The sequence below is a fragment of the Rheinheimera maricola genome (assembly GCF_016918075.2).
GTDB lineage: Bacteria > Pseudomonadota > Gammaproteobacteria > Enterobacterales > Alteromonadaceae > Alishewanella > Alishewanella maricola_A.
Window position 1 is genome coordinate 71,295 of the sequence record NZ_JAERPS020000001.1, and the last position, 19,887, is coordinate 91,181.

Here is a 19,887-nt window from a genome sequence, read left to right on the forward strand (position 1 = left end):
ATGGCGTGGCAGTAGCCACTGTCATATCGGTATCATGTAAGTGTCTTATAACCCTGCTGCCAGGCAATGTGCCGATTAACCGTCGTATTGATCAGCTGTTGCAACATAATAGCCACTTTAGTATTGCCTATATTAATATCGACAACTTTAAAATTTATAGCGACCAATACGGCTATAGCAAAGGCGATTTAGTGATTGAACTGCTGGCGCAGATTATTCAAAGCGAGATCGAGCCTGCGATAGATTTTGTTGGTCATATCGGCGGTGATGATTTTATTGTGTTGTTTGCCAATCTTGATAGTGCGGAAGCTGCCGAGAGTATATTGCGGCGTTTTAGCCAGCGCGTGCGGCATTATTATTTACCTGAACATTTGCAAATGGGTGGTTTTAGCGCAATGGATCGGTTGGGTGCTGCAACGTTTTACCCGTTGATCACATTATCAATTGGGCTGGCCTCTGCAGCAAAGCTGCAGGCCAAAAAACAGGTCGGGGAGAGTATTTTTATTAACAAAAGACGGGCGCCGGACATTGCGCAACCTGCGTTGTTAGCGCAGGCTGATGTCGGTTAAATGCTGCTGAATATGTAGGCAATACTCAGTGTTATATTGTTGTTTGCACGGCGTTAAAAACGATAGCCTATGCCGACACTGACGTTATCAACATTAAAGCCACTGCGGGCAAAAATGCGACGGACTTCGGTGCTTAAAAACCAGCTGTCACTAATATTGTACTTGTAGCCCAAGCCGAACAGAGCCACATTTTTCTTAGCGCTGGCTTCGCATTTGAAAAAGTTATACTCAATGTCATCCCAAGTCACTTCATATTCTGATATTAAACCATTATGGCAGGTAAACCCCTGCGGCTCGCCGTTATAAAAAGTGGTGGCGTTTATTTCGGCCCGCAGTATACCCGCGCGGTAATAAAGCTCACCCTCGGCCATTGCGGCTTTGCCAAGCACGGTCAGCATAGCTCCTTTAAGTTGGTAGCCATTGCCATATAAAGAGCCGCTGTCGTAGTCAGGCTCAGTCGACGTTTTGTCCAGTGCATCCAAATAGCCTAGTTCAATACTCCAATTGGAATTAATTGAATAGCCGAGGTTAGCCTCATAGCCGCCGCCTTTGCTCTTGTTAGTCGCATGCTCAACTCTGCTGTAATTTGCAGCGGCAGAGATAGAGAAATGCTCAGCCGCAGCTGTCTTGTTTGCTGCATTTTGAGCACAGACAGGATGAGTCAGCAAAGCCAAAGCGGTGCTGGCTAAAGTCCAGTACCGGGATTTAATATTTATCACACGTATTCCTTAGCGGGTATCAACATAATCTGAGCAAAAATTCGCTCTGTTTACTGCGGATGTTAGACGAAAACGGTACATTATTCGCTGTATTTTGTAAATAAATTGTTTTTTAGGCGATGGTTTTTATCTCGCAAGTTTGAGTTAATTATGTACCTAATCTGGTTTCAGCTTAAGCTGATTTCAGTCAGGTGCTCTTGAATATGTAGGTAGTGTGCAGTGTAGTACTGCTGTTTTGTTAGCGTGCCATAGGCAAAGTGCGGTGCCAAATCGCCTTGCCAGGCAATAAATAATTCCAGCTCTGTAACAAGTTCGGCCAGAGCCACATCATTTGGCACGCTGTTGATTAATGCCGGGGCGCCGGGAATAGGCTGATCCAGCGCGTGATGCATACTGCCTGTGGCGGCAAAAGCGTTAAACGCAATACTGCCGGCAGTATACTGAAACAAGGCAGTTTTGGCCTCTGGATAACCCAACCTAGAGTAGCGTATGCTTTGCGCCAGATGCTGTAATACCGTGCTGACATTCCACTGGCCTTGGCTGATAAGCTTGGCCGGTGGCAAGCGTTTAAGTTGCGTTAGTAATTCGTCTAGCGGGTAATGTCGTGCCATGGCCACTACTTTGCCGCCCAAAAGTACGGCAATGGGGGCGCCAATAGCAAGCTGCAAAAAGCTACGTCGGTTCATGGTATATGTGGCCTGGCTTCGCATAGGGTTTTTACTCTATAGCACGCTAAAATATTACGCTGCAAGCTTATGATTTGTTTTTACATCATCAAGTGGATTGGCTAACATCTGGCCATGATTGATGTAAGCAATAACCAGCCGCATTTCTGGCAGGTCTCCAGCGAAAACCAGACTTATACCGAGCTTTGCAATGCTTTGTATGAGCGTGAACTGCTGCGTCTGTCACAATTAAGCGCGGAGCAGTTATTGCGCCTGCCCAATAGACTGGCCAGCTTACCCTTTTATATTCGCCGTGCTGCCAGCAATATTCTGCAACAGCAAACAGAGCTGGCACTGGACAGCCAAAACGCATCCTGGTACTACAAACAAGCGGCAACGTGTCCGGCACGTAAGCAACAGGCGGCACCCATTGATGCGTTCTACCACAGGTACGCTAAGCCCGGCTTAATTGTGCCGTTGTATATCACCCGGCTGACTGAGGAGCAAATTGTGCTAGACAGTGTGGATGAGGTTGATGCGGCTGGCCAGCGTTTGCACTGTAACGAGCAAGGCTGGTTTAGCTGGTCTGGTACCCCGCTTGAGCAGCAAAATAGCGACAAATTCTTATTAAAACCGGTGAAAAGTATTATTGCCGCCGCGTGTTGTGGGCATCAATGGCTAAATGGTGACAAAAAGCCGCCACGCCTACTCAGTTTGCGTGAACTATTACTCGCCAGCCGGTTAAATTGGCAAAACTTTGCCAAACCCTTACCCGCACTATTGGATTGATCGTGTTTTTCCTGCTTTGCAATCGCTGGCGTAGGCTTCATAATGACCGCAGTCTGATAAATGAAGCTTTATTATGCGAATACTCACGTTACTGCTGATTGTGCTGTTGGGCATGCTGCAATACCGATTGTGGTTGGGACAGCACAGTATTGCTGATTACCTTAAGCATCATGAAGAGCTGCGTAGCCAGCGTTTAAGTAATGCCGAGCTGGAAAAACGTAACCGGCTATTGCGTGCTGATGTTAGCGATTTACAAAATGGACAGGAAGCAATAGAAGAGCGTGCCAGGAATGAGCTGGGTTTAATCAAACAAGACGAAGTATTTTTTCGCATGTTTGGCCAAGCCGCAGTGGGGACGCCAAAAGATGACTGACACGGTTTATCCGGCTATTGCTTGTATTATTCCCGCCGCTGGCATTGGCCAACGTATGCAAGCAGGCAAGCCCAAGCAATATCTTAGCCTGCAGGGCAAAACTATCCTTGAACACAGTGTGGCTCGTTTAGCCGCTATTCCTTCACTTGGCCCTATCTGGCTGGTACTGGCGGCCGATGATGCTTATTTTGATGCTACGCCGTTAGCGCAGTCTACCGTTACCCGTGTAAAAGGTGGAGCCGAGCGTATGCACTCGGTGCTAAATGCATTGCACTTTATTGACGAGCACCAGTATCCCTGGGTACTGGTGCATGATGCTGCGCGGCCACTGGTACGACAGAGTGATATTTCATTACTACTGCAACGCTGTATCGATACAGGTCATGGCGGTATTCTTGCCTGTCGGGTGCGCGACACCATGAAACGCGGTGAGCGTTATGTTAGCGAAACCGTCGACCGCGAGCATTTATGGCATGCGTTAACGCCACAGCTGTTTCCTACGGCGTTGTTAAAGGCTGCGCTGCGTGATGCTATCAGCCAGGGTATTGCCGTTACCGATGAAGCATCGGCCATGGAGTGGGCGAGGCACACAGTGTTGCTGGTAGAAGGGCGTAGCGACAATATAAAAATAACTCAACCGACAGACTTAGCGCTGGCGGCATTTTATCTGGAGCAAATGGCTGAATGAACATTCGGATTGGTCATGGTTATGATGTCCATGCCTTTGGTGGTGATGGCCCGGTTACGCTGGGCGGCGTGAAGATTGATTACTGCCATGGCTTATTGGCGCATTCTGATGGTGATGTGGTGCTGCATGCGCTGGCTGATGCATTACTTGGTGCTTTGGCTCTGGGTGATATTGGCCACCACTTTCCAGACACTGACGCTGCCTACAAGGGCATCGATAGTCGTATTTTGCTGCGCAAGGTGTTTGCAGATGTGCAAAGTCGCGGTTTTGCCATTGGTAATGTCGATATCACTATTTTGGCACAGGCCCCGAAAATGGCACCGCATATAGATGCTATGCGCCGATGCATTGCTGCCGACCTGGCCTGTACTGAGTCTCAAGTGAATGTTAAAGCCACCACCACCGAAAAACTGGGTTTTGTTGGCCGCAAAGAAGGTATAGCGGTGGAAGCCGTAGCCTTATTGGTAGGTGTATGAGTATTAACGCTACGTTAAACTACTTATATGGTGCGCCATCAGGTCAGGCCAAGCTGCGCTGTCAGGCAGAAGACTTTATCGTTGATGAGCAATTAAATTTTAGCCCCAGTGGCAGCGGAGAGCATGTACTGCTGCACATCGAAAAACGCGGCCAGAATACCCAGTTTGTGGCGAAGCAGCTGGCGATGCTAACCGGATTGCGGGTGCGCGATATCAGCTATGCCGGCTTAAAAGACCGGCATGCGCTTACCCGACAGTGGTTTTGTTTTAAATGGCCAATAAAGCAGGATTTAGCCTGGCAAGACTGGCAGCTAGAGGGCTGCAGTATTCTCAGTGTGCAGCGGCATTTTCGTAAGTTACGCTTAGGTGCACTTAAAGCTAACCATTTTCAGATCCGCCTGCGTGAGTTAACCGACAGTGCAGAGCTGCTTGAGCGCGCGCAGCACGTTATGCAGGGCGTGCCAAATTACTATGGAGAACAACGCTTTGGTATTGCCGCTGGCAATTTACAGCTGGCACAGCAATTGTTTGCTGGCGGCACTATCGCCGATCGTAAATTGCGTGGACTGGCATTATCGGCGGCCCGCTCTTTTGTGTTTAACCAGCAGGTAGCAGAGCGTGTTGCACAGGGATATTTTGCCACAGTACTCGATGGAGACGTGTTACAACTCGACGGCAGCGGCTCGGTTTTTCGGGTAGCGCAAGCGGATCAACAGTTGCAGCAGCGGCTATCAATAGCAGATGTACACCCGACTGCGGTCTTGCCCGGGGTGGGCGAGCCCATGGTAACTGGCACAGCAGCCACTTTTGAGCAGCAGGTATTGGCGCAACATAGCACGCTGGTGCAGGGGCTGGTAGATTACAGGCTGCGGGCAGAGCGACGTAGTGTGCGGCTAATGCCACAAAATTTGACGCTACAACTGCAACAACAAGATGCAATAGTTAACTTTTCGCTGCCGGCAGGCTGCTTTGCTACCAGCGTGCTGCGCGAATTGGTGCATTACCGTGATGCCAGCAAAGATGGCACTGTACTGGAGTAACTTATGCGAATTCTATTAAGTAATGATGATGGCGTGCATGCCAAAGGTATTCAGGTATTGCAGCAGGCACTTTGCCAAATAGCAGAGGTGACCACCGTTGGGCCAGATCGGAATTGTAGCGGCGCCAGCAATTCTCTAACGCTGATCAACCCACTGCGGGTGCAGCAGCTGGACAATGGCTTTTTATCGGTAAATGGTACGCCCACCGATTGCGTGCATCTGGCGATAAGCCAGCTGCTGGCGCATACGCCAGATTTAGTTGTGGCCGGGATTAATCATGGTGCAAATCTGGGCGATGATGTACTGTATTCGGGCACTGTTGCTGCAGCAACAGAGGGCCGTCATCTTGGATTGCCAGCCATAGCGGTGTCATTGGCTGGGCGGGATGAGGAGTATTTTGCTACAGCGGCTTTTGTTACCATTCAGGTAATTAAAAAGCTTAAGTCGCATCCACTACCGGCTGACCAAATTTTAAACATTAATGTGCCAGCAGTACCTATAGAGCAACTAAAAGGTATTCAGGTAACCCGGCTGGGCCGACGCCACAAAGCCGAGACCATGACCAGTGCCATCGACCCCTGGGGCAAGAAGATATATTGGTACGGTTCACTTGGTCCCGAGCTGGATGCCGGTGAAGGCACTGATTTTTACGCCGTGGCTAATGGCTACGCATCAATAACGCCGTTACAGATTGATATGTCTGCCTATAAAAGCATGGACAGTCTGCGACACTGGTTAGAAGGGATCTGTTTGTAACATGGCAGTAGCAACGACACGCAGCGCCGCGGTATTGGCGCAAAAATTACAATTGGATGGGGTCAGCAACGCGCAGGTGTTGGCGGCCATATCTCATACTCCGCGTCATTTGTTCGTTGAAGCGGTATTGGCACATAAAGCTTATGAAAACACGGCATTGCCGATTGGCCAAGGCCAGACTATCTCGCAGCCCTACATTGTTGCGCGTATGACCGAACTATTGCTGCAAGATAAAGTGGCAGGCAAGGTATTAGAAATAGGCACCGGCTCAGGTTATCAAACGGCTATACTGGCGCGGCTTTTTCCGCATGTATGTAGTGTTGAACGCATTAAAGCCTTGCAGTTTCAGGCAAAGCGCCGCCTACAACAACTAGACTTACATAATGTCTCAATGAAACATGGTGATGGGTGGCAAGGTTGGCCAAGCAAAGCACCGTTTGACAGCATTATTGTTACCGCCGCTCCGATAGAAGTGCCTGTGGCATTGCTGCAGCAGCTCAGTGATGGCGGGCGGCTGGTTATTCCGGTAGGTGCGCAGGAGCAAGTATTGCGCGTGTATCAGCGTGAAGGCGATAGCATTAGTAGCCGTGATATAGAGGCTGTGCGTTTTGTGCCGTTGGTGCCAGGTGCGCTGGCCTGATTAAGGACGAGTAATGCAGTATATTCAATGGATTATTAAAGGGTTGGCGATGGGGGCTGCTGATGTCGTTCCCGGCGTATCCGGTGGTACCCTGGCATTTATTCTGGGTATTTATGAGCGCCTGTTGGCAGCGATAAGTAACTGTAACCTTAAGGCAGTGCGTTTACTGTGTCGTGGTAATGTGACTGCAGTCTGGCAGCATATCGATGGCACTTTTCTACTATGTTTATTTGCCGGCGTACTGTGCAGTATTTTTTCTCTGGCTGGCGTCATTACTTATTTGCTTGAACATCAGCCGATACCGCTGTGGGCACTATTTTGTGCACTCATCATCACGGCATTGCCGCATCTATGTGGCAGTATACGTTGGAATATCTGGCGTTTTGTATGCTGTGCTGCTGGTGTTGCACTGGCAATTATAGTGGGCATGCTAACGCCGCGTGAGCTACAACCAGAAGCTTGGATGTTTTTTGTTGCTGGTGCGGTAGCAATATGTGCGATGATTTTACCAGGTATTTCTGGCAGTTTTATTTTGCTGATGTCTGGCATGTATGCGCCGGTGTTATTAGCCGTTACCGAACTGCAGCTTGGGGTGCTATCGCTGTTTATGCTGGGTTGTATCGTTGGCTTGCTAAGTTTTTCCCGGCTGCTGAACTGGCTGTTACGCCATTACCATGACACCAGTTTAGCGGTGTTAGTTGGTGTGGTTATTGGCGCGTTATATCGCATATGGCCATGGCAAGCGCAACAGCAAGTGTATTTACCCTGGGACTATGCTCGTCAAATAGGGCCTGCCGACTTAACGGCGGCGGCATTAAGCGCGCTGTGCGGTGTAGGAGTAATGTTGTTGCTGCTAAATATGGAAAAGTGGTTGAAAGTAACCGCCGAGCCGACATCATCAGCAAGCTGATAAGGAGTTAGGTATTCGTTGCTTTGCTAACTGTGCGCTAACGCTAATGCCTTATTTCGCCTGGCGCTATATTGCCAGGGCAGGAGTATTGTTATTGGTACTGGTAACGGTGGCGTGCTCATCGCGTTCCGGGCCCGCACCGGTTACGACACTCGAGCTGAGAGAGAATTTTTACCAGCAGCGAAATCGGGGCACCTTAGATGCCAGCAATTATACCGTGCAACGCGGTGATACATTATATGCTATTGCATTTCGTGCAGGTAAAGATGTGCGTCAGCTTGCTGCAATTAATGCGATCTCCAGCCCCTACACGATTTACCCGGGACAAAAGCTGAAATTAAACGGCAGCATAAAAAAAGCGACCGACAAAAACAGTGTCAATCCAAGCCAGCGTGTATCTGGCAGCAACACCAAGCTAAGCCAGAAAAATACAAATAAGAATAATTCAAGCCAAGTAAAATCAAATAGTTCGGTAAATCCGGCTAAAGCTGTTGCGCCAAAAAATCAAAAGGGTTATGTTCAAACAGCAACTGAAAAAAACAAAAAAGTTGCGGACTATACCTTAAATGGGAACCTTGTGCAATGGCAGTGGCCGGTAAAAGGCAATATTATTTCTGGCTTTTCTCATCAGCAACAAGGTAATAAAGGTATTGATATTAGTGGGCGTGAAGGCAACATAGTTAATGCTGCTGCCAGTGGGCAGGTGGTTTATGCCGGCAACGCCTTACGAGGGTATGGCAATTTAATTATCATCAAGCACAATGATGACTACCTAAGTGCTTATGCTCATAACCGCAAGTTGTTGGTGGCAGAGAAGCAAATGGTTACTGGTGGGCAACAGATTGCCGAGTTAGGCAGTACTGATGCCACAGATCCGCGGTTGCACTTTGAGATACGCTTTCGGGGTGCCTCGGTAGATCCATTAAAATATTTACCAAAATAATAAGATCGAAACATAAGTAATATCAGGAACGGACGTGATAGCGCTTAGCCGACCCAGCACCCTGTAGACGTGGGAGAAAGGATATGGGACAAAAGAGTGACGATGAAGTTTTAGATTTTAAAGAAGAAGATATCGCAGATGATGCTGCGTTATTAGATGAGGATGCTGAACCGGAAGCCACGGATCTGGCAACAGAAGAAAGCGTTACAGAAGACGTATTTGCCCGTGATGACAGCCATAAAGCTATGGATGCCACGCAAATTTATTTAGGTGAAATTGGTTTTTCGCCGTTATTGTCTGCCGAAGAAGAAGTGTACTTTTCCCGTCTGGCATTGAAAGGCGATCAGGCCGCACGTAAACGCATGATTGAAAGTAACTTGCGTTTAGTGGTAAAAATTGCCCGCCGCTATATTAATCGTGGTTTAGCCTTACTGGACTTAATTGAAGAGGGCAATTTAGGCCTTATTCGCGCGGTTGAGAAGTTTGATCCCGAGCGTGGTTTCCGTTTTTCAACCTATGCCACCTGGTGGATCCGCCAGACCATAGAGCGGGCCATAATGAACCAGACCCGTACCATCCGCTTACCTATTCATGTTGTAAAAGAGCTAAACATCTATTTGCGAGCAGCACGTGAACTATCGCAAAAACTGGATCATGAACCGACGCCGGAAGAAATTGCTTTTGCGCTGGACAGGCCGGTTGATGAAGTTCGCAAGATGCTGAAGTTAAATGAAAAAATAACTTCGGTAGATACGCCGGTAGCGGGAAATTCTGAAAAGCAGTTACTGGATGTGATTGCTGATGAAAAAGAATTGGGCCCAGAAACTGAGCTACAGGATGAAGACATTCGTCAGCACTTAGTGGTTTGGCTGAATGAATTGAACCCGAAACAGCGTGAAGTGTTAGCGCGGCGCTTTGGTTTACTGGGCTATGAACCGTCAACGCTGGAAGATGTCGGCCATGAAATTGGCTTAACCCGCGAGCGGGTGCGGCAAATTCAGGTCGAAGCGCTACGACGTTTACGCGAGATAGTGACCCATCAGGGCTTGAATATCGAAACGCTGTTTCAGGAGTAGCTGCAATACTGTTGCGCTACGTTTTGTCAGCATAACACAGCCAACAAGGCGCCATCAGGCGTCTTGTTTGTTTTTAAGATACTGCACTAACAATGTGGCGGCGTGGCTGATATGCGCAGTGAGCAACGCGCAGGCAGCAGTGGTATCTTTGCTACGCAGCAGCGCCAATAATTGCTGATGTTCGTCGGCACTGGTGCCGGCGTAATCCAGCGCGTGCTCCTGGTAACCCAGATAGCGCGAGACCTGCTGATGTAACTGGTCGAGCAATTGCAACAAGTGTGGCTTGTCGCACGGCTGATATAGTAAGCGATGAAATTGCCAGTTTAATTCACCGCGCTGATAAGGCGGCAGCGCCTTGTCGCGATGCATTTGTTGTAATAGATCTTCTGCCTGGCCCAATTGGCTATAGCTTAACTTTGGCGCAGCAAGTTTCAACGCTAACGGTTCCAGTTGCAGACGCAACATAGCCAGTTCTTCTGCTTCAGCCGCACTAAAACCAGGCACCCGCATACCGGCTTTACCATGGGCGGTTAACCAGCCTTCGCTCAGCAGGGCTTGCTGCGCATCGCGCACCACGATACGGCTGACCGCATAATGCTGCGCCAGTTGCTGCTGCGTTAATACCTGGCCTGCAGCCCAATGTTGCAGCTGAATATCCTGTTTTAATTGTTGATACAGGGCCTGCTTTTTCAGCATCAGCGGCTCCGGCGCAGGCCGTTAACCAGCAGCAGAGTTAAACCGCCGGCAATAATGCCCCAAAATGCCGCGGCAATACCGAAAAAGCTTACCCCCGACGCGGTAACCAATAAGGTGACTACCGCGGCCTCCCGGTGTTCGCCCTCGTTGGTGGCTGCAGCCAAATTTGCACCTATGGTGCCCAGCAGTGCCAGGCCTGCCAGCGCAGCAATCATCTCCTTTGGTAAGGCGGCAAATAACGCTACCACGCTGGCACCGGCAAGGCCGGCCAGCAAGTAAAATACCCCGGCGGCAATGCCGGCAATATAGCGTTTATCTTTATTGGGGTGTGCCTCCGGCCCGGTACAAATGGCGGCGGTTATAGCGGCAAGGTTGATAGAAAACGCGCCCCAGGGCGCCAGCAGCAGGGTAGACAGCGCAGTGCTGCTGATAAGTGGCGACACCGGCGTCTGATAGCCGCTGGTGCGGATAACCGCGACGCCGGGAATATTCTGCGATGCCATGGTAACCAGCAACAATGGCAGGCCAACACCCAACAGTGCACTGACTGACCAATGCGGCGTTACCCAAACCGGCGTGGTAAAGCTTAACATTATCGCGTTGTAGTCAAATTGGCCTTGCAGCAGCACGCTGATTAGGCCGCTGAGCAGCACCCATAAAATGGCATAACGTGGCATTAAGCGTTTTGCCAGTAAATAGCTGATACACATTATGCCCACCAACAGCAGCTGGCTTTGTAGTGAGGTAAAAATACTTAAACCAAATTGCAGTAAAATACCGGCCAACATCGCGCTGGCCAGCGGCAGTGGAATAAGCCTGGTAAGTTTATCAAACCAGCCACTGAGGCCGATAATAACGCCCAGCGCAGCGGTAAAGATAAATACCCCGACGGCTTCGTTAATAGTTAACCCCTGCAGGCTGGTTGCCAACAGCGCCGCACCCGGGGTGGACCAGGCGGTAATAATAGGGGCTTTATAATACCAGGATAAACCAATACAGGTTGCCGCCATACCAATACCCAACGCCAGTAACCACGACGCCATAATATCCTGCGAGGCACCGGCCGCTGCAGCCGCTTGTAATACAATGGCTACCGAACTGGCAAAACCCACCAGTACCGCGACAAAACCGGCCACTATTGCTGACAGGCTGAGATCTTTAATCGACATAAGTTAACTCAAACTAAAAAAGTATACCTAATTTAAAATGTATACATTTTTTGTCAAGTTAAACCGGCTCGTGGCAAAATTATAATTGCTGTTTTAGCTGATACAACAACTCCAGCGCCTGGCGGGCGGTTAAATCATCCGGGTTTAGTGTTCGCAGCTGCTCTACTATCGGGTGCTCTTCTTGCAGCAAACTCAGCTGGGGCTGCACTGCCGCGGTAGTTTTCTGCGGTACTGTGCTGCTGTGCTGCTCCAGCTCGCTAAGTTTATGCCGTGCCCGCTGAATAACGGCTTTGGGCACGCCGGCCAATTGGGCGACCTGTAAGCCGAAACTCTTACTGGCGGCGCCGTCCTGCACATGGTGCATAAATACGATATCGTCACCGTGTTCTACCGCATCTAAATGTACATTCGCCAAGCCCGGTAATTGCTCTGCCAGTTCGGTCAGTTCAAAGTAGTGGGTAGCAAACAGCGTCAGGGCTTTAAGTTTGGTAGCAAGATAATCGGCACAGGCCCAGGCCAGACTTAAACCATCATAAGTGCTGGTACCACGGCCTATTTCATCCATCAGTACCAGGCTGTGCTCGGTGGCATGATGCAAAATGGTTGCAGTTTCAGTCATCTCAACCATAAAAGTAGAGCGGCCGGAGGCTAAATCGTCCGAGGCACCGATACGGGTGAAAATGCGGTCTATCGGGCCTATTTGCGCTTTGGCGGCCGGCACAAAACAACCGATACAGGCCATCAGCGTAATGAGTGCGGTTTGGCGCATATAGGTCGATTTACCGCCCATATTCGGGCCGGTAATCATCAGCATACGGCGCTGGCTGTTCAGCGTTAACGGGTTAGCGATAAAGGGCTCGGTTAGCACTTGTTCTACCACCGGGTGGCGCGCTTGCTCCAGCACAATACCTGGCTGGCTGCTCAGCTGTGGCCGGCAATAATTCAGGCTGTCGGCTCGTTCGCTAAAGGTGCATAACACATCCAGTTCCGCCAGTGCCTGTGCCAGTTGCTGCAGCGTTGCTAAAAACGGTGCTGTCAGTTCAAACAACTGTTCATACAGCTGTTTTTCGACCACTAAGGCTTTGCTCTGGCTGCCCAGTACTTTATCTTCGTACTCTTTTAACTCGGGAATAATATAGCGTTCGTTGTTTTTCAGCGTTTGGCGCCGTACATACTCCGGCGGTACTTTAGTATCAGCACTGCGGCCGGTTTCAATGTAGTAACCGTGCACCCGGTTAAAGCCCACCTTAAGCGAGGCAATGCCGGTGCGCTCGCGCTCGCGCAGCTCCAGTTGCTCTAAATAATCGGTAGCGCCGGTTGCCAGGGCACGCCAGTGATCCAGTTCGCTGTTGTAACCCGGCGCAATAACGCCGCCATCACGGATTAATACCGGTGGCGTTTCTACTATGGCTTGCTCCAGTAACTGACATAGCTGCGGCAGTGGTTGGGCGGCATGGCTTATTTGTTTAAGCAAGGTGCTGTCAAGTGCTGCCAGTTGTGGCGCTAACAGCGGCAATTGCTGCAGTGCCTGGCGCAAGCGGGCGAAATCGCGCGGCCTTGCGCTACGCAGGGCTAGCCTGGCGATAACCCGTTCAATATCACCGATTTGTTTTAATTGCGGTTGCAGTGGCTCATAGTCTGCGGCCAGTTCAGTAACCGCATCCAGCCGGGCATTAATCTGGTTTTGATCGCGCAGCGGCGCATGGATCCAACGTTTTAATAACCGCGAGCCCATCGCTGTTTGACTGCGATCCAGCACAGCAGCCAACGTATGCTCATAGTTACCGGCCAGGTTTTGCGTTAGCTCCAAATTACGCCTTGTGGCCGCATCCAATACGATATTGTCTTGTGAGCGTTCCAGCGCCACGGCGCGGATATGCGGTAGGGCTGCACGCTGAGTGTCTTTGACATATTGCATTACGCAGCCGGCGGCCATTAGCGCTACCGGCGCATCATCCACACCAAAACTGAGTAAATCTTTAGTGCCAAACTGCTGGCACAATAAGCGCTTAGCGGTAGCCAGTTCAAACTCCCACACCGGCCGGCGGCGCGCGCCTTTGCGTTTTTCCACTAAGTAGGTATCGGCAAAATCTTCCGGGTAGAGTAACTCGGCAGGGTTTAGCCGCTGCAGCAGCGCGGCCAGATCGTCAATATTATCCACCTGACTTAACAAAAAGCGGCCGCTGCTGATATCCAGCTGTGCCAGACCATAATGACCACGCAGCACACTGATGGCACACAGCAAATTGTCCTGACGCTCATTTAGCAATGCTTCGTCGGTTACGGTGCCCGGGGTGACAATGCGCACGACTTTGCGTTCTACCGGGCCTTTGCTGGTGGCCGGGTCACCGATCTGCTCACAAATCGCGGCAGACTCGCCCAGCTGTACCAGCCGGGCTAAATAGCCCTCGACCGCATGATAGGGCACGCCGGCCATCGGTATCGGCGTACCGGCGCTTTGGCCACGCTTGGTCAGTGAAATATCTAATAACGCCGAGGCACGTTTGGCATCATCAAAAAATAACTCGTAAAAGTCACCCATGCGGTAAAACAGCAAAATATCCGGATGTTCACTTTTTAAGCCCAAATATTGCTGCATCATAGGGGTATGAGCGCTTAAGGCTTGCTCCGTTTTTGTCTCTGACGGCATAATAGCGTTCTGAATTCCCTGTTGGATAAAATATGACGGTCGCAGCAGACAGCCTGCAGCTGGCGACAGAATTAGGCCAGCTATTATTACGGAAAAAGTGGACTATCACCACTGCTGAATCCTGTACCGGCGGCGGCATTGGTTATTGGTTAACCGCCGTACCCGGCAGCTCAGCTTATGTTGACCGTGGTTTTATTACTTACAGCAACAAAGCTAAACAACAACTGCTGGCGGTGCGTAGCGCCACCTTACTGCAATTTGGTGCGGTAAGCGAACAGACCGTACGTGAAATGGCCGAAGGTGCCGCTAAAGCCGCAAATGCCGATATGGCTATTGCGGTATCCGGCATTGCCGGGCCGGATGGCGGCTCGGTGTACAAGCCGGTGGGCACAGTTTGCTTTGGTTTTTGTGTTAATGGCAACGTTGCCAGCAGCCATTTGGTATTTGCCGGCGACCGCCAACAAGTACGCCAGCAAGCCATCGATTATGCCTTCAAACAAAGCATTGAGCTGTTGACAGCTTTAGCAAACTAGACTACTGTACGAGCATACAGTGTTAATTGTCCGGCAAGCCCGGCTCAACCATGGATATCAAAATGGACGACAACAAACAAAAAGCGCTCGCCGCCGCCTTAGGTCAAATTGAACGTCAGTTCGGTAAAGGCTCTATCATGCGTTTGGGCGACAGCACCGCGCTGGATATTGCTGCAGTATCTACCGGCTCATTAGGCCTGGACATCGCATTGGGCATAGGCGGTTTACCTTATGGCCGTATCGTCGAAATTTATGGCCCGGAGTCGTCCGGTAAAACTACCTTAACCTTACAGGTTATTGCCGAGGCACAAAAAGCCGGTAAAACCTGCGCCTTTATCGATGCCGAGCACGCCTTAGACCCCGTATATGCGAAGAAATTGGGCGTAAATGTCGACCAGTTGTTGGTGTCGCAACCTGATACCGGTGAGCAGGCGCTGGAAATTTGTGACATGTTGGTGCGCTCTGCTGCGGTAGATGTAGTGATTGTCGACTCAGTAGCGGCGTTAACACCAAAAGCGGAAATTGAAGGCGATATGGGCGACAGCCATATGGGCTTGCAAGCGCGCTTGATGTCACAGGCGCTGCGTAAACTTACCGGTAATATTAAACGCTCTAATACCTTGTGTATTTTTATCAACCAGATCCGTATGAAGATTGGCGTAATGTTCGGTAACCCGGAAACCACTACCGGTGGTAATGCGCTGAAATTCTATGCCTCTGTGCGCTTAGATATCCGCCGTATCGGCTCGGTAAAAGACGGTGATGAAATTACCGGTAATGAAACCCGCGTTAAAGTAGTGAAAAACAAAGTGGCGCCACCGTTTAAACAAGCCGAGTTTATTATTCAGTACGGTGCCGGTATTAATAAGCTGGGCGAATTGATTGATTTAGGCGTGGCGCAGGGCCTGGTAGATAAAGCCGGTGCCTGGTATGCCTATCAGGGCAACAAAATTGGCCAGGGTAAAGCCAATGCAATGAAATTTTTAGCCGATAATCAACCGATTGCTGATGAAATTGAAAAAGAATTGCGCGCCCGTTTGCTGTTAAAGCCGGGCGAAAAACCGATTGAAGAGAGCATACCAGAGGCGTTTGAAGCCGATTTATAAAAATTGTTCATCTAAGGTTAATAAAGCCAGCTTATGCTGGCTTTTTTTGTAATACACTTTATCTTGCGCTGTGGTAGTTACGGCGATAAGCTGTTGACTCAGTCGAATTGGCGCCATGCCACGTCCGGCAAAATAGTAATAAAGCTGGTGCACTATAATGAGAGAAACAACAAACCGTTGTCTGTTGCTTGCCTGTATTGCACTTGCAGGATGTAAAGCGGATATTAGTGTACAGCAAGAGCCTTTGGACCCGGTGGTGCAAGAAATTGCGCTGGCTTTTATCGAGCGCCCACTGCTGATAAACACTGACGAACCCTACCTAACTAATCTGCGTGATCCTGCGGCGTTTAATCCCGGAGCCCGTTTAGTATTAAAACAAAATGCTTTTGCTGAGTCTTCTGAAAACATATTAACCGACGCTTTATTTGACGAAAATGCTTTGTATGACGTTAAAGATTTGCATGCCTCACCCGATGGTATGACATTGCTGTTTGCCATGCGCGCACCCGAGTTAGACAATGTACCGGATGAGTTACAACCAAAGTGGGATCTCTGGCGTTACGATGTAGGCACCAACGCCATCACTCCTCTTATCGCCGATATGCAGTTGGCGCAACGTGGTCATGATATTAGCCCGGCATTTTTAGCCGATGGCCGTATTATTTTCAGCTCTAGTCGTCAGACTACGTCGCGGCAAATTCTGCTGGATGAATTTAAGCCGCAATACAACGCTCTGGATGAAGACTTAAATACTCTGACATTTAATCTGCATGTGATGAATGCAGATGGTAGTAACATTCGCCAGCTAAGTTTCAATTTAAGCCACGATTTATATCCTGTAGTGTTGGATGATGGTCATATTTTGTATAGCCGTTGGGATAACCAGGCTAGTCGCTCCATGTTTAACTGGTACAAGATGCGTCCTGATGGCAGCGAAAATCAATTAGTGTATGGTTGGCATTCACATAATAGCGGTGCGCAACAGTCGGCGGTGGAGTTTGCTAAAGCCGTGGTATTGGCTGATGGTGCCGTTTCACTAGCGCTAGCGAGTAATAATGCGCCATATTATAACAGCTGGCCACAACGCGTTGCGCTAGCATTGGCCAGTGATAACACCCAGCCGCTGGCTGGCGAGGTGCTTAATACTGCTGCACAAGAGCCGTTGTTTCCGTGGGCTTTTGATAACACCGGCCGTGCCGAGCGGGCTGGTGCGGTCAATAGCTACGCGCCGCTAAAAGATGGTAGCGGCCGCTACTTAGTTAGTTGGTCACCTTGTCGGGTGCTGGTTGAAGACGTGGCGTTCAGCTGTGCTCAGGTTGAGGACAGCAGTGAACTTGAATTGGCGCGACCGTTATACGGCCTATGGCTGTTTGATACCCAAAAGCAAACTCAGCAGCCCGTAAGACCCGGGCAGGAGGGATTGCTGGTAACAGATCCCGTGGTGTTGCAATCATACAACCCTCCGGTCTTTTTGCCCGAAAATCCACTGTTTGACGCTGAATTGGCTAATGAAAATGCTGCAGTACTGCATATTCGCAGTGTGTATGATTTCGCCGGCACGGCCACAGTTAATCTTGCCCGTTTAGCCGACCCTATGCAAACAACTGCCAGCGATAGACCCGCACGGTTTTTGCGTTTAGTACGTGGTGTACCGATACCACCAGATGAAGTAGTAGACACACCAAACTTTGCTTTTGGTGTTAGCCGTCGCCAATTAATGCGAGAAATCCTCGGCCACGTTGCAATTGAACCAGACGGTTCGGTGCTGGTGAAAGTGCCGGCTAACGTGCCATTCAATTTGGCGCTATTAAATGCGCAAGGTCAGGCTATTTCGCCACTTCATCAGCAATGGCTTACGTTGCGCCCGGGAGAAACTCGCAGTTGTAATGGCTGTCACACTTCGCAAAGTACAGCACCACACGGTCGTGTCGATGGTGCGGGAGAAGCGGCAACGGCAAATGTTGGTGCGTTAAGCAGCTCTGCGTTTAGCAACGCCAATCCGCAACTGATAGCCGAGCCAGGCGAAACGATGGCACAAACGGCCGCCAGATTAAATGGCATACCCGAGCTAAATGAAGCACTAAGTTACCTGGATATTTGGACTGATCCAGCTCTGCGTATGCCAGATCCAATACTAAATACCAGTTTACAGCAGCTGCAAACGGCTCAGCCTGCTGGGGTGGAATGTTTCGCTCAATGGATAGCCAGTTGTCGGTTGCGTATCGATTACCCTAGCCATATTCAGCCGTTATGGACATTAGACCGGCGTCAATTTGATGAGCAAAGTAATGAACTGATTGCTGACCGCACCTGTGTCAGTTGTCACAGTCGCACTGATGCCGCTGGCGATAGCCGGGTGCCGGTGGCACAGCTTGAGTTGGATGCGGAAGCATCAGATCTGCAAGCGCAGCATTATCGCAGTTATCGTGAGTTACTTAGTAACGATAATGAACTGGAATTGGTAGGCGGTGTGTTAATTGACCGCTTGGTGCAGGCCACAGATGCAAACGGCAACCCTCTGTTTGTTACCGATGAGGATGGCAACCTGGTGTTGGATGATGACGGTAATCCGATACCCATCATGCAACCGGTACCGGTAAATGCCAGCCTGCGCGCCGGTAATGCACTGCAAAGTGGCGCGTTTTTCGACCTGTTTGCTACTGATGGCAGCCATCAGGGCGATTTGAGCGCAGCAGAATTGAAGTTACTGGCCGAGTGGCTTGACATAGGCGCACAGTATTACAATTCGCCTTTTGTTATTCCGGAGCAGTAAATGATCAAGGCCTGTCTGCTAATCATGGGGTGGATCCTTTGCACTAGTGCAATGGCATCGTCACTTGACGTCACGGTAAACCACGACTTTGTGAATTTACATTCCGGGCCCGGTAGAGGCTACCCCATAGTGCAAGTGGCGCTAAAAGGAGAGAGTTTAAGCTTGTTCCAACGCCGTGCCGGCTGGGTACAGGTTGGCTTTAAGCAGCAACGCCTTTGGCTGGCGCGGGCCGATTTGGTGCACTTGCTAACGTTAGATCAGCAACAATTTGTAGTTAATGATGATCGACAGAGTGAATTTGAACAGCGTGATGTTGAAGTTGGACTGTTATTTGGTGATTTTAATGGCAGTAGTTTTTATCAGCTGTCTGCAGCGTACTTGTTCAGTGAATATCTGCAAACGGAACTGGCTGTAGGTCAGGCTAACGGTGACCAAGCCGATAATCTGTCCGCTGAGTTGAGTATTTATGTTAGCCCGATGCCACACTGGCGCATATCACCTTACTTCGGCTTAGGCGGTGGCTTACTGCGCACTTCGCCGCGCACTGTGCTGGTACAAACACCGGACCGCAACAACAGTCTCGCTAGTATGGAGCTGGGAATGCGCTATTACTTAAGCCGCAACATGATAGCCCGCGCAGCGTATCGGCGCAGCATCATTGTGACTGACCGCAACGATAACGAAGAGATAGACACATGGAAGCTTGGTTTCAGCGTATTTTTTTAGCCTTTGGGTTATTGGTGCTGCCAGCTGTTGCGCAGCAGGTTGAACCTGACATTATTCAAAGTAACGTCAGTGAAGATGTATTGGACAGTGAGAACTGGTTGTTTGGCGCTAAAGTGGGGATACTTAGCATTGAAGATTTTGGTAGTAGTGCCATTACGGCGTTACAGCTTAGCTATCACATTAACGAAGATTTCTATCTCAGCACTGAGTACGCACGTGCTAAAGCTGGACGCACCTCCTTTGAGGAGCTAAGTGGCGCGGCACCCTTGCTCACCGATGACGAGCGGCAATGGAGTTACTATGGCGCTCATCTGGGGTATATGTTGTTACCTGGGGAAGTGTTTTTGAGTAGCAATTTTGCACTAAACAGTGGGTTGTCGGTGTTTGCTGGTGGTGGAAATGTAGATTTTGCCGGTGACAGAGTGTTTGCCTTGCACCTGGGCAGCCAGTTTCGTTTATACGCCACTGACTGGCTGGCGTTAGAGCTCTCGTTCAGCGATTACGTGTTTGAAACTACTATTCTGGCACGCAGTAAAACCACACATAATTTAAGTCTGGCACTGGGAGTGGCAGTCTATTTTTAATAGCGG

At 49.8% G+C, this 19,887-nt stretch carries 22 protein-coding genes; 16 read left to right on the top strand and 6 right to left on the bottom strand.

Going from position 1 to position 19,887, the window contains the following annotated elements:
• The first annotated feature begins 68 nt into the window (after positions 1–68).
• Positions 69–569 carry a GGDEF domain-containing protein gene (locus I4W93_RS00335; RefSeq protein WP_224673184.1) on the top strand — a complete coding sequence of 167 codons (501 nt, stop codon included), beginning with the start codon at positions 69–71 and terminating at the stop codon, positions 567–569.
• A 53-nt stretch (positions 570–622) separates the two neighbouring features.
• On the opposite strand, the gene I4W93_RS00340 is transcribed toward I4W93_RS00335, so the two are convergent.
• Both I4W93_RS00340 and I4W93_RS00345 read right to left on the bottom strand, forming a co-directional pair.
• Positions 623–1,288 (bottom strand): outer membrane beta-barrel protein, encoded by a 666-nt coding sequence (locus I4W93_RS00340; RefSeq protein ID WP_205312511.1) that lies wholly within the window; start codon positions 1,286–1,288, stop codon positions 623–625.
• Between the two features lie 167 nt (positions 1,289–1,455).
• On the bottom strand, positions 1,456–1,974 hold the full coding sequence (locus I4W93_RS00345) for a DUF1569 domain-containing protein (protein WP_205312510.1): 519 nt from the start codon (positions 1,972–1,974) through the stop codon (positions 1,456–1,458).
• 114 nt (positions 1,975–2,088) lie between these two features.
• On the opposite strand from I4W93_RS00345, the gene I4W93_RS00350 reads away from it, so the two are divergent.
• The 10 genes from I4W93_RS00350 to rpoS all read left to right on the top strand — a co-directional run bounded on the left by I4W93_RS00350 (position 2,089) and on the right by rpoS (position 9,644).
• On the top strand, positions 2,089–2,742 hold the full coding sequence (locus I4W93_RS00350; protein ID WP_205312509.1) for a hypothetical protein: 654 nt from the start codon (positions 2,089–2,091) through the stop codon (positions 2,740–2,742).
• A gap of 73 nt (positions 2,743–2,815) precedes the next feature.
• Positions 2,816–3,115 (top strand): cell division protein FtsB, encoded by a 300-nt coding sequence (gene ftsB / locus I4W93_RS00355; RefSeq protein ID WP_205312508.1) that lies wholly within the window; start codon positions 2,816–2,818, stop codon positions 3,113–3,115.
• Positions 3,108–3,803, top strand: coding sequence for a 2-C-methyl-D-erythritol 4-phosphate cytidylyltransferase (ispD, locus tag I4W93_RS00360; protein WP_205312507.1), 696 nt, complete (start codon positions 3,108–3,110; stop codon positions 3,801–3,803). Before ftsB ends, ispD begins: the two co-directional genes overlap by 8 nt.
• Positions 3,800–4,279, top strand: coding sequence for a 2-C-methyl-D-erythritol 2,4-cyclodiphosphate synthase (gene ispF, locus I4W93_RS00365; RefSeq protein ID WP_205312506.1), 480 nt, complete (start codon positions 3,800–3,802; stop codon positions 4,277–4,279). Before ispD ends, ispF begins: the two co-directional genes overlap by 4 nt.
• Positions 4,276–5,319: a tRNA pseudouridine(13) synthase TruD gene (gene truD / locus I4W93_RS00370; protein ID WP_205312505.1), complete on the top strand. Its 1,044-nt coding sequence runs from the start codon at positions 4,276–4,278 to the stop codon at positions 5,317–5,319. The genes ispF and truD overlap by 4 nt, the downstream gene beginning before the upstream one ends.
• 3 nt (positions 5,320–5,322) lie before the next feature.
• Positions 5,323–6,075: a 5'/3'-nucleotidase SurE gene (gene surE / locus I4W93_RS00375; protein WP_205312504.1), complete on the top strand. Its 753-nt coding sequence runs from the start codon at positions 5,323–5,325 to the stop codon at positions 6,073–6,075.
• A gap of 1 nt (position 6,076) precedes the next feature.
• Complete coding sequence (locus I4W93_RS00380) at positions 6,077–6,715, top strand: protein-L-isoaspartate(D-aspartate) O-methyltransferase (protein ID WP_205312503.1); 639 nt, start codon at positions 6,077–6,079, stop codon at positions 6,713–6,715.
• 13 nt (positions 6,716–6,728) lie between these two features.
• The gene (locus tag I4W93_RS00385; RefSeq protein WP_205312502.1) at positions 6,729–7,625 is read left to right on the top strand and encodes a DUF368 domain-containing protein; all 897 of its coding nucleotides are present in this window, start codon (positions 6,729–6,731) and stop codon (positions 7,623–7,625) included.
• Between the two features lie 46 nt (positions 7,626–7,671).
• Positions 7,672–8,568 carry a peptidoglycan DD-metalloendopeptidase family protein gene (locus I4W93_RS00390; RefSeq protein WP_205312501.1) on the top strand — a complete coding sequence of 299 codons (897 nt, stop codon included), beginning with the start codon at positions 7,672–7,674 and terminating at the stop codon, positions 8,566–8,568.
• 83 nt (positions 8,569–8,651) lie between these two features.
• Positions 8,652–9,644, top strand: a complete 993-nt coding sequence (gene rpoS, locus I4W93_RS00395; RefSeq protein WP_205312500.1) for an RNA polymerase sigma factor RpoS — start codon at positions 8,652–8,654, stop codon at positions 9,642–9,644.
• A 54-nt stretch (positions 9,645–9,698) separates the two neighbouring features.
• On the opposite strand, the gene I4W93_RS00400 is transcribed toward rpoS, so the two are convergent.
• The 3 genes from I4W93_RS00400 to mutS all read right to left on the bottom strand — a co-directional run bounded on the left by I4W93_RS00400 (position 9,699) and on the right by mutS (position 14,159).
• A complete protein-coding gene (locus I4W93_RS00400) occupies positions 9,699–10,340 on the bottom strand; it encodes a GntR family transcriptional regulator (protein WP_205312499.1) in 642 nt (213 codons plus the stop codon).
• On the bottom strand, positions 10,340–11,509 hold the full coding sequence (locus I4W93_RS00405; protein ID WP_205312498.1) for a benzoate/H(+) symporter BenE family transporter: 1,170 nt from the start codon (positions 11,507–11,509) through the stop codon (positions 10,340–10,342). Before I4W93_RS00405 ends, I4W93_RS00400 begins: the two co-directional genes overlap by 1 nt.
• Positions 11,510–11,588: 79 nt before the next feature.
• A complete protein-coding gene (mutS, locus tag I4W93_RS00410; protein WP_205312497.1) occupies positions 11,589–14,159 on the bottom strand; it encodes a DNA mismatch repair protein MutS in 2,571 nt (856 codons plus the stop codon).
• 32 nt (positions 14,160–14,191) lie between these two features.
• Between mutS and I4W93_RS00415 the strand changes: the two genes are divergently transcribed.
• Together I4W93_RS00415 and recA are read left to right on the top strand one after the other, a co-directional pair.
• Positions 14,192–14,692, top strand: a complete 501-nt coding sequence (locus tag I4W93_RS00415; RefSeq protein ID WP_205312496.1) for a CinA family protein — start codon at positions 14,192–14,194, stop codon at positions 14,690–14,692.
• A gap of 62 nt (positions 14,693–14,754) precedes the next feature.
• Positions 14,755–15,798 carry a recombinase RecA gene (recA, locus tag I4W93_RS00420; protein WP_205312582.1) on the top strand — a complete coding sequence of 348 codons (1,044 nt, stop codon included), beginning with the start codon at positions 14,755–14,757 and terminating at the stop codon, positions 15,796–15,798.
• Here recA and I4W93_RS20270 read toward each other — a convergent pair.
• On the bottom strand, positions 15,793–15,915 hold the full coding sequence (locus tag I4W93_RS20270; protein ID WP_255604579.1) for a hypothetical protein: 123 nt from the start codon (positions 15,913–15,915) through the stop codon (positions 15,793–15,795). The genes recA and I4W93_RS20270 overlap by 6 nt on opposite strands.
• Before the next feature lie 40 nt (positions 15,916–15,955).
• Between I4W93_RS20270 and I4W93_RS00425 the strand changes: the two genes are divergently transcribed.
• Genes I4W93_RS00425 through I4W93_RS00435 form a run of 3 tightly spaced genes read left to right on the top strand, consistent with a single transcriptional unit; the run spans position 15,956 to position 19,881 of the window.
• A complete protein-coding gene (locus tag I4W93_RS00425; RefSeq protein WP_224673186.1) occupies positions 15,956–18,571 on the top strand; it encodes an HzsA-related protein in 2,616 nt (871 codons plus the stop codon).
• On the top strand, positions 18,572–19,297 hold the full coding sequence (locus tag I4W93_RS00430; RefSeq protein WP_205312495.1) for an SH3 domain-containing protein: 726 nt from the start codon (positions 18,572–18,574) through the stop codon (positions 19,295–19,297).
• The gene (locus tag I4W93_RS00435) at positions 19,267–19,881 is read left to right on the top strand and encodes an outer membrane beta-barrel domain-containing protein (RefSeq protein WP_205312494.1); all 615 of its coding nucleotides are present in this window, start codon (positions 19,267–19,269) and stop codon (positions 19,879–19,881) included. Before I4W93_RS00430 ends, I4W93_RS00435 begins: the two co-directional genes overlap by 31 nt.
• Positions 19,882–19,887: the final 6 nt, after the last annotated feature.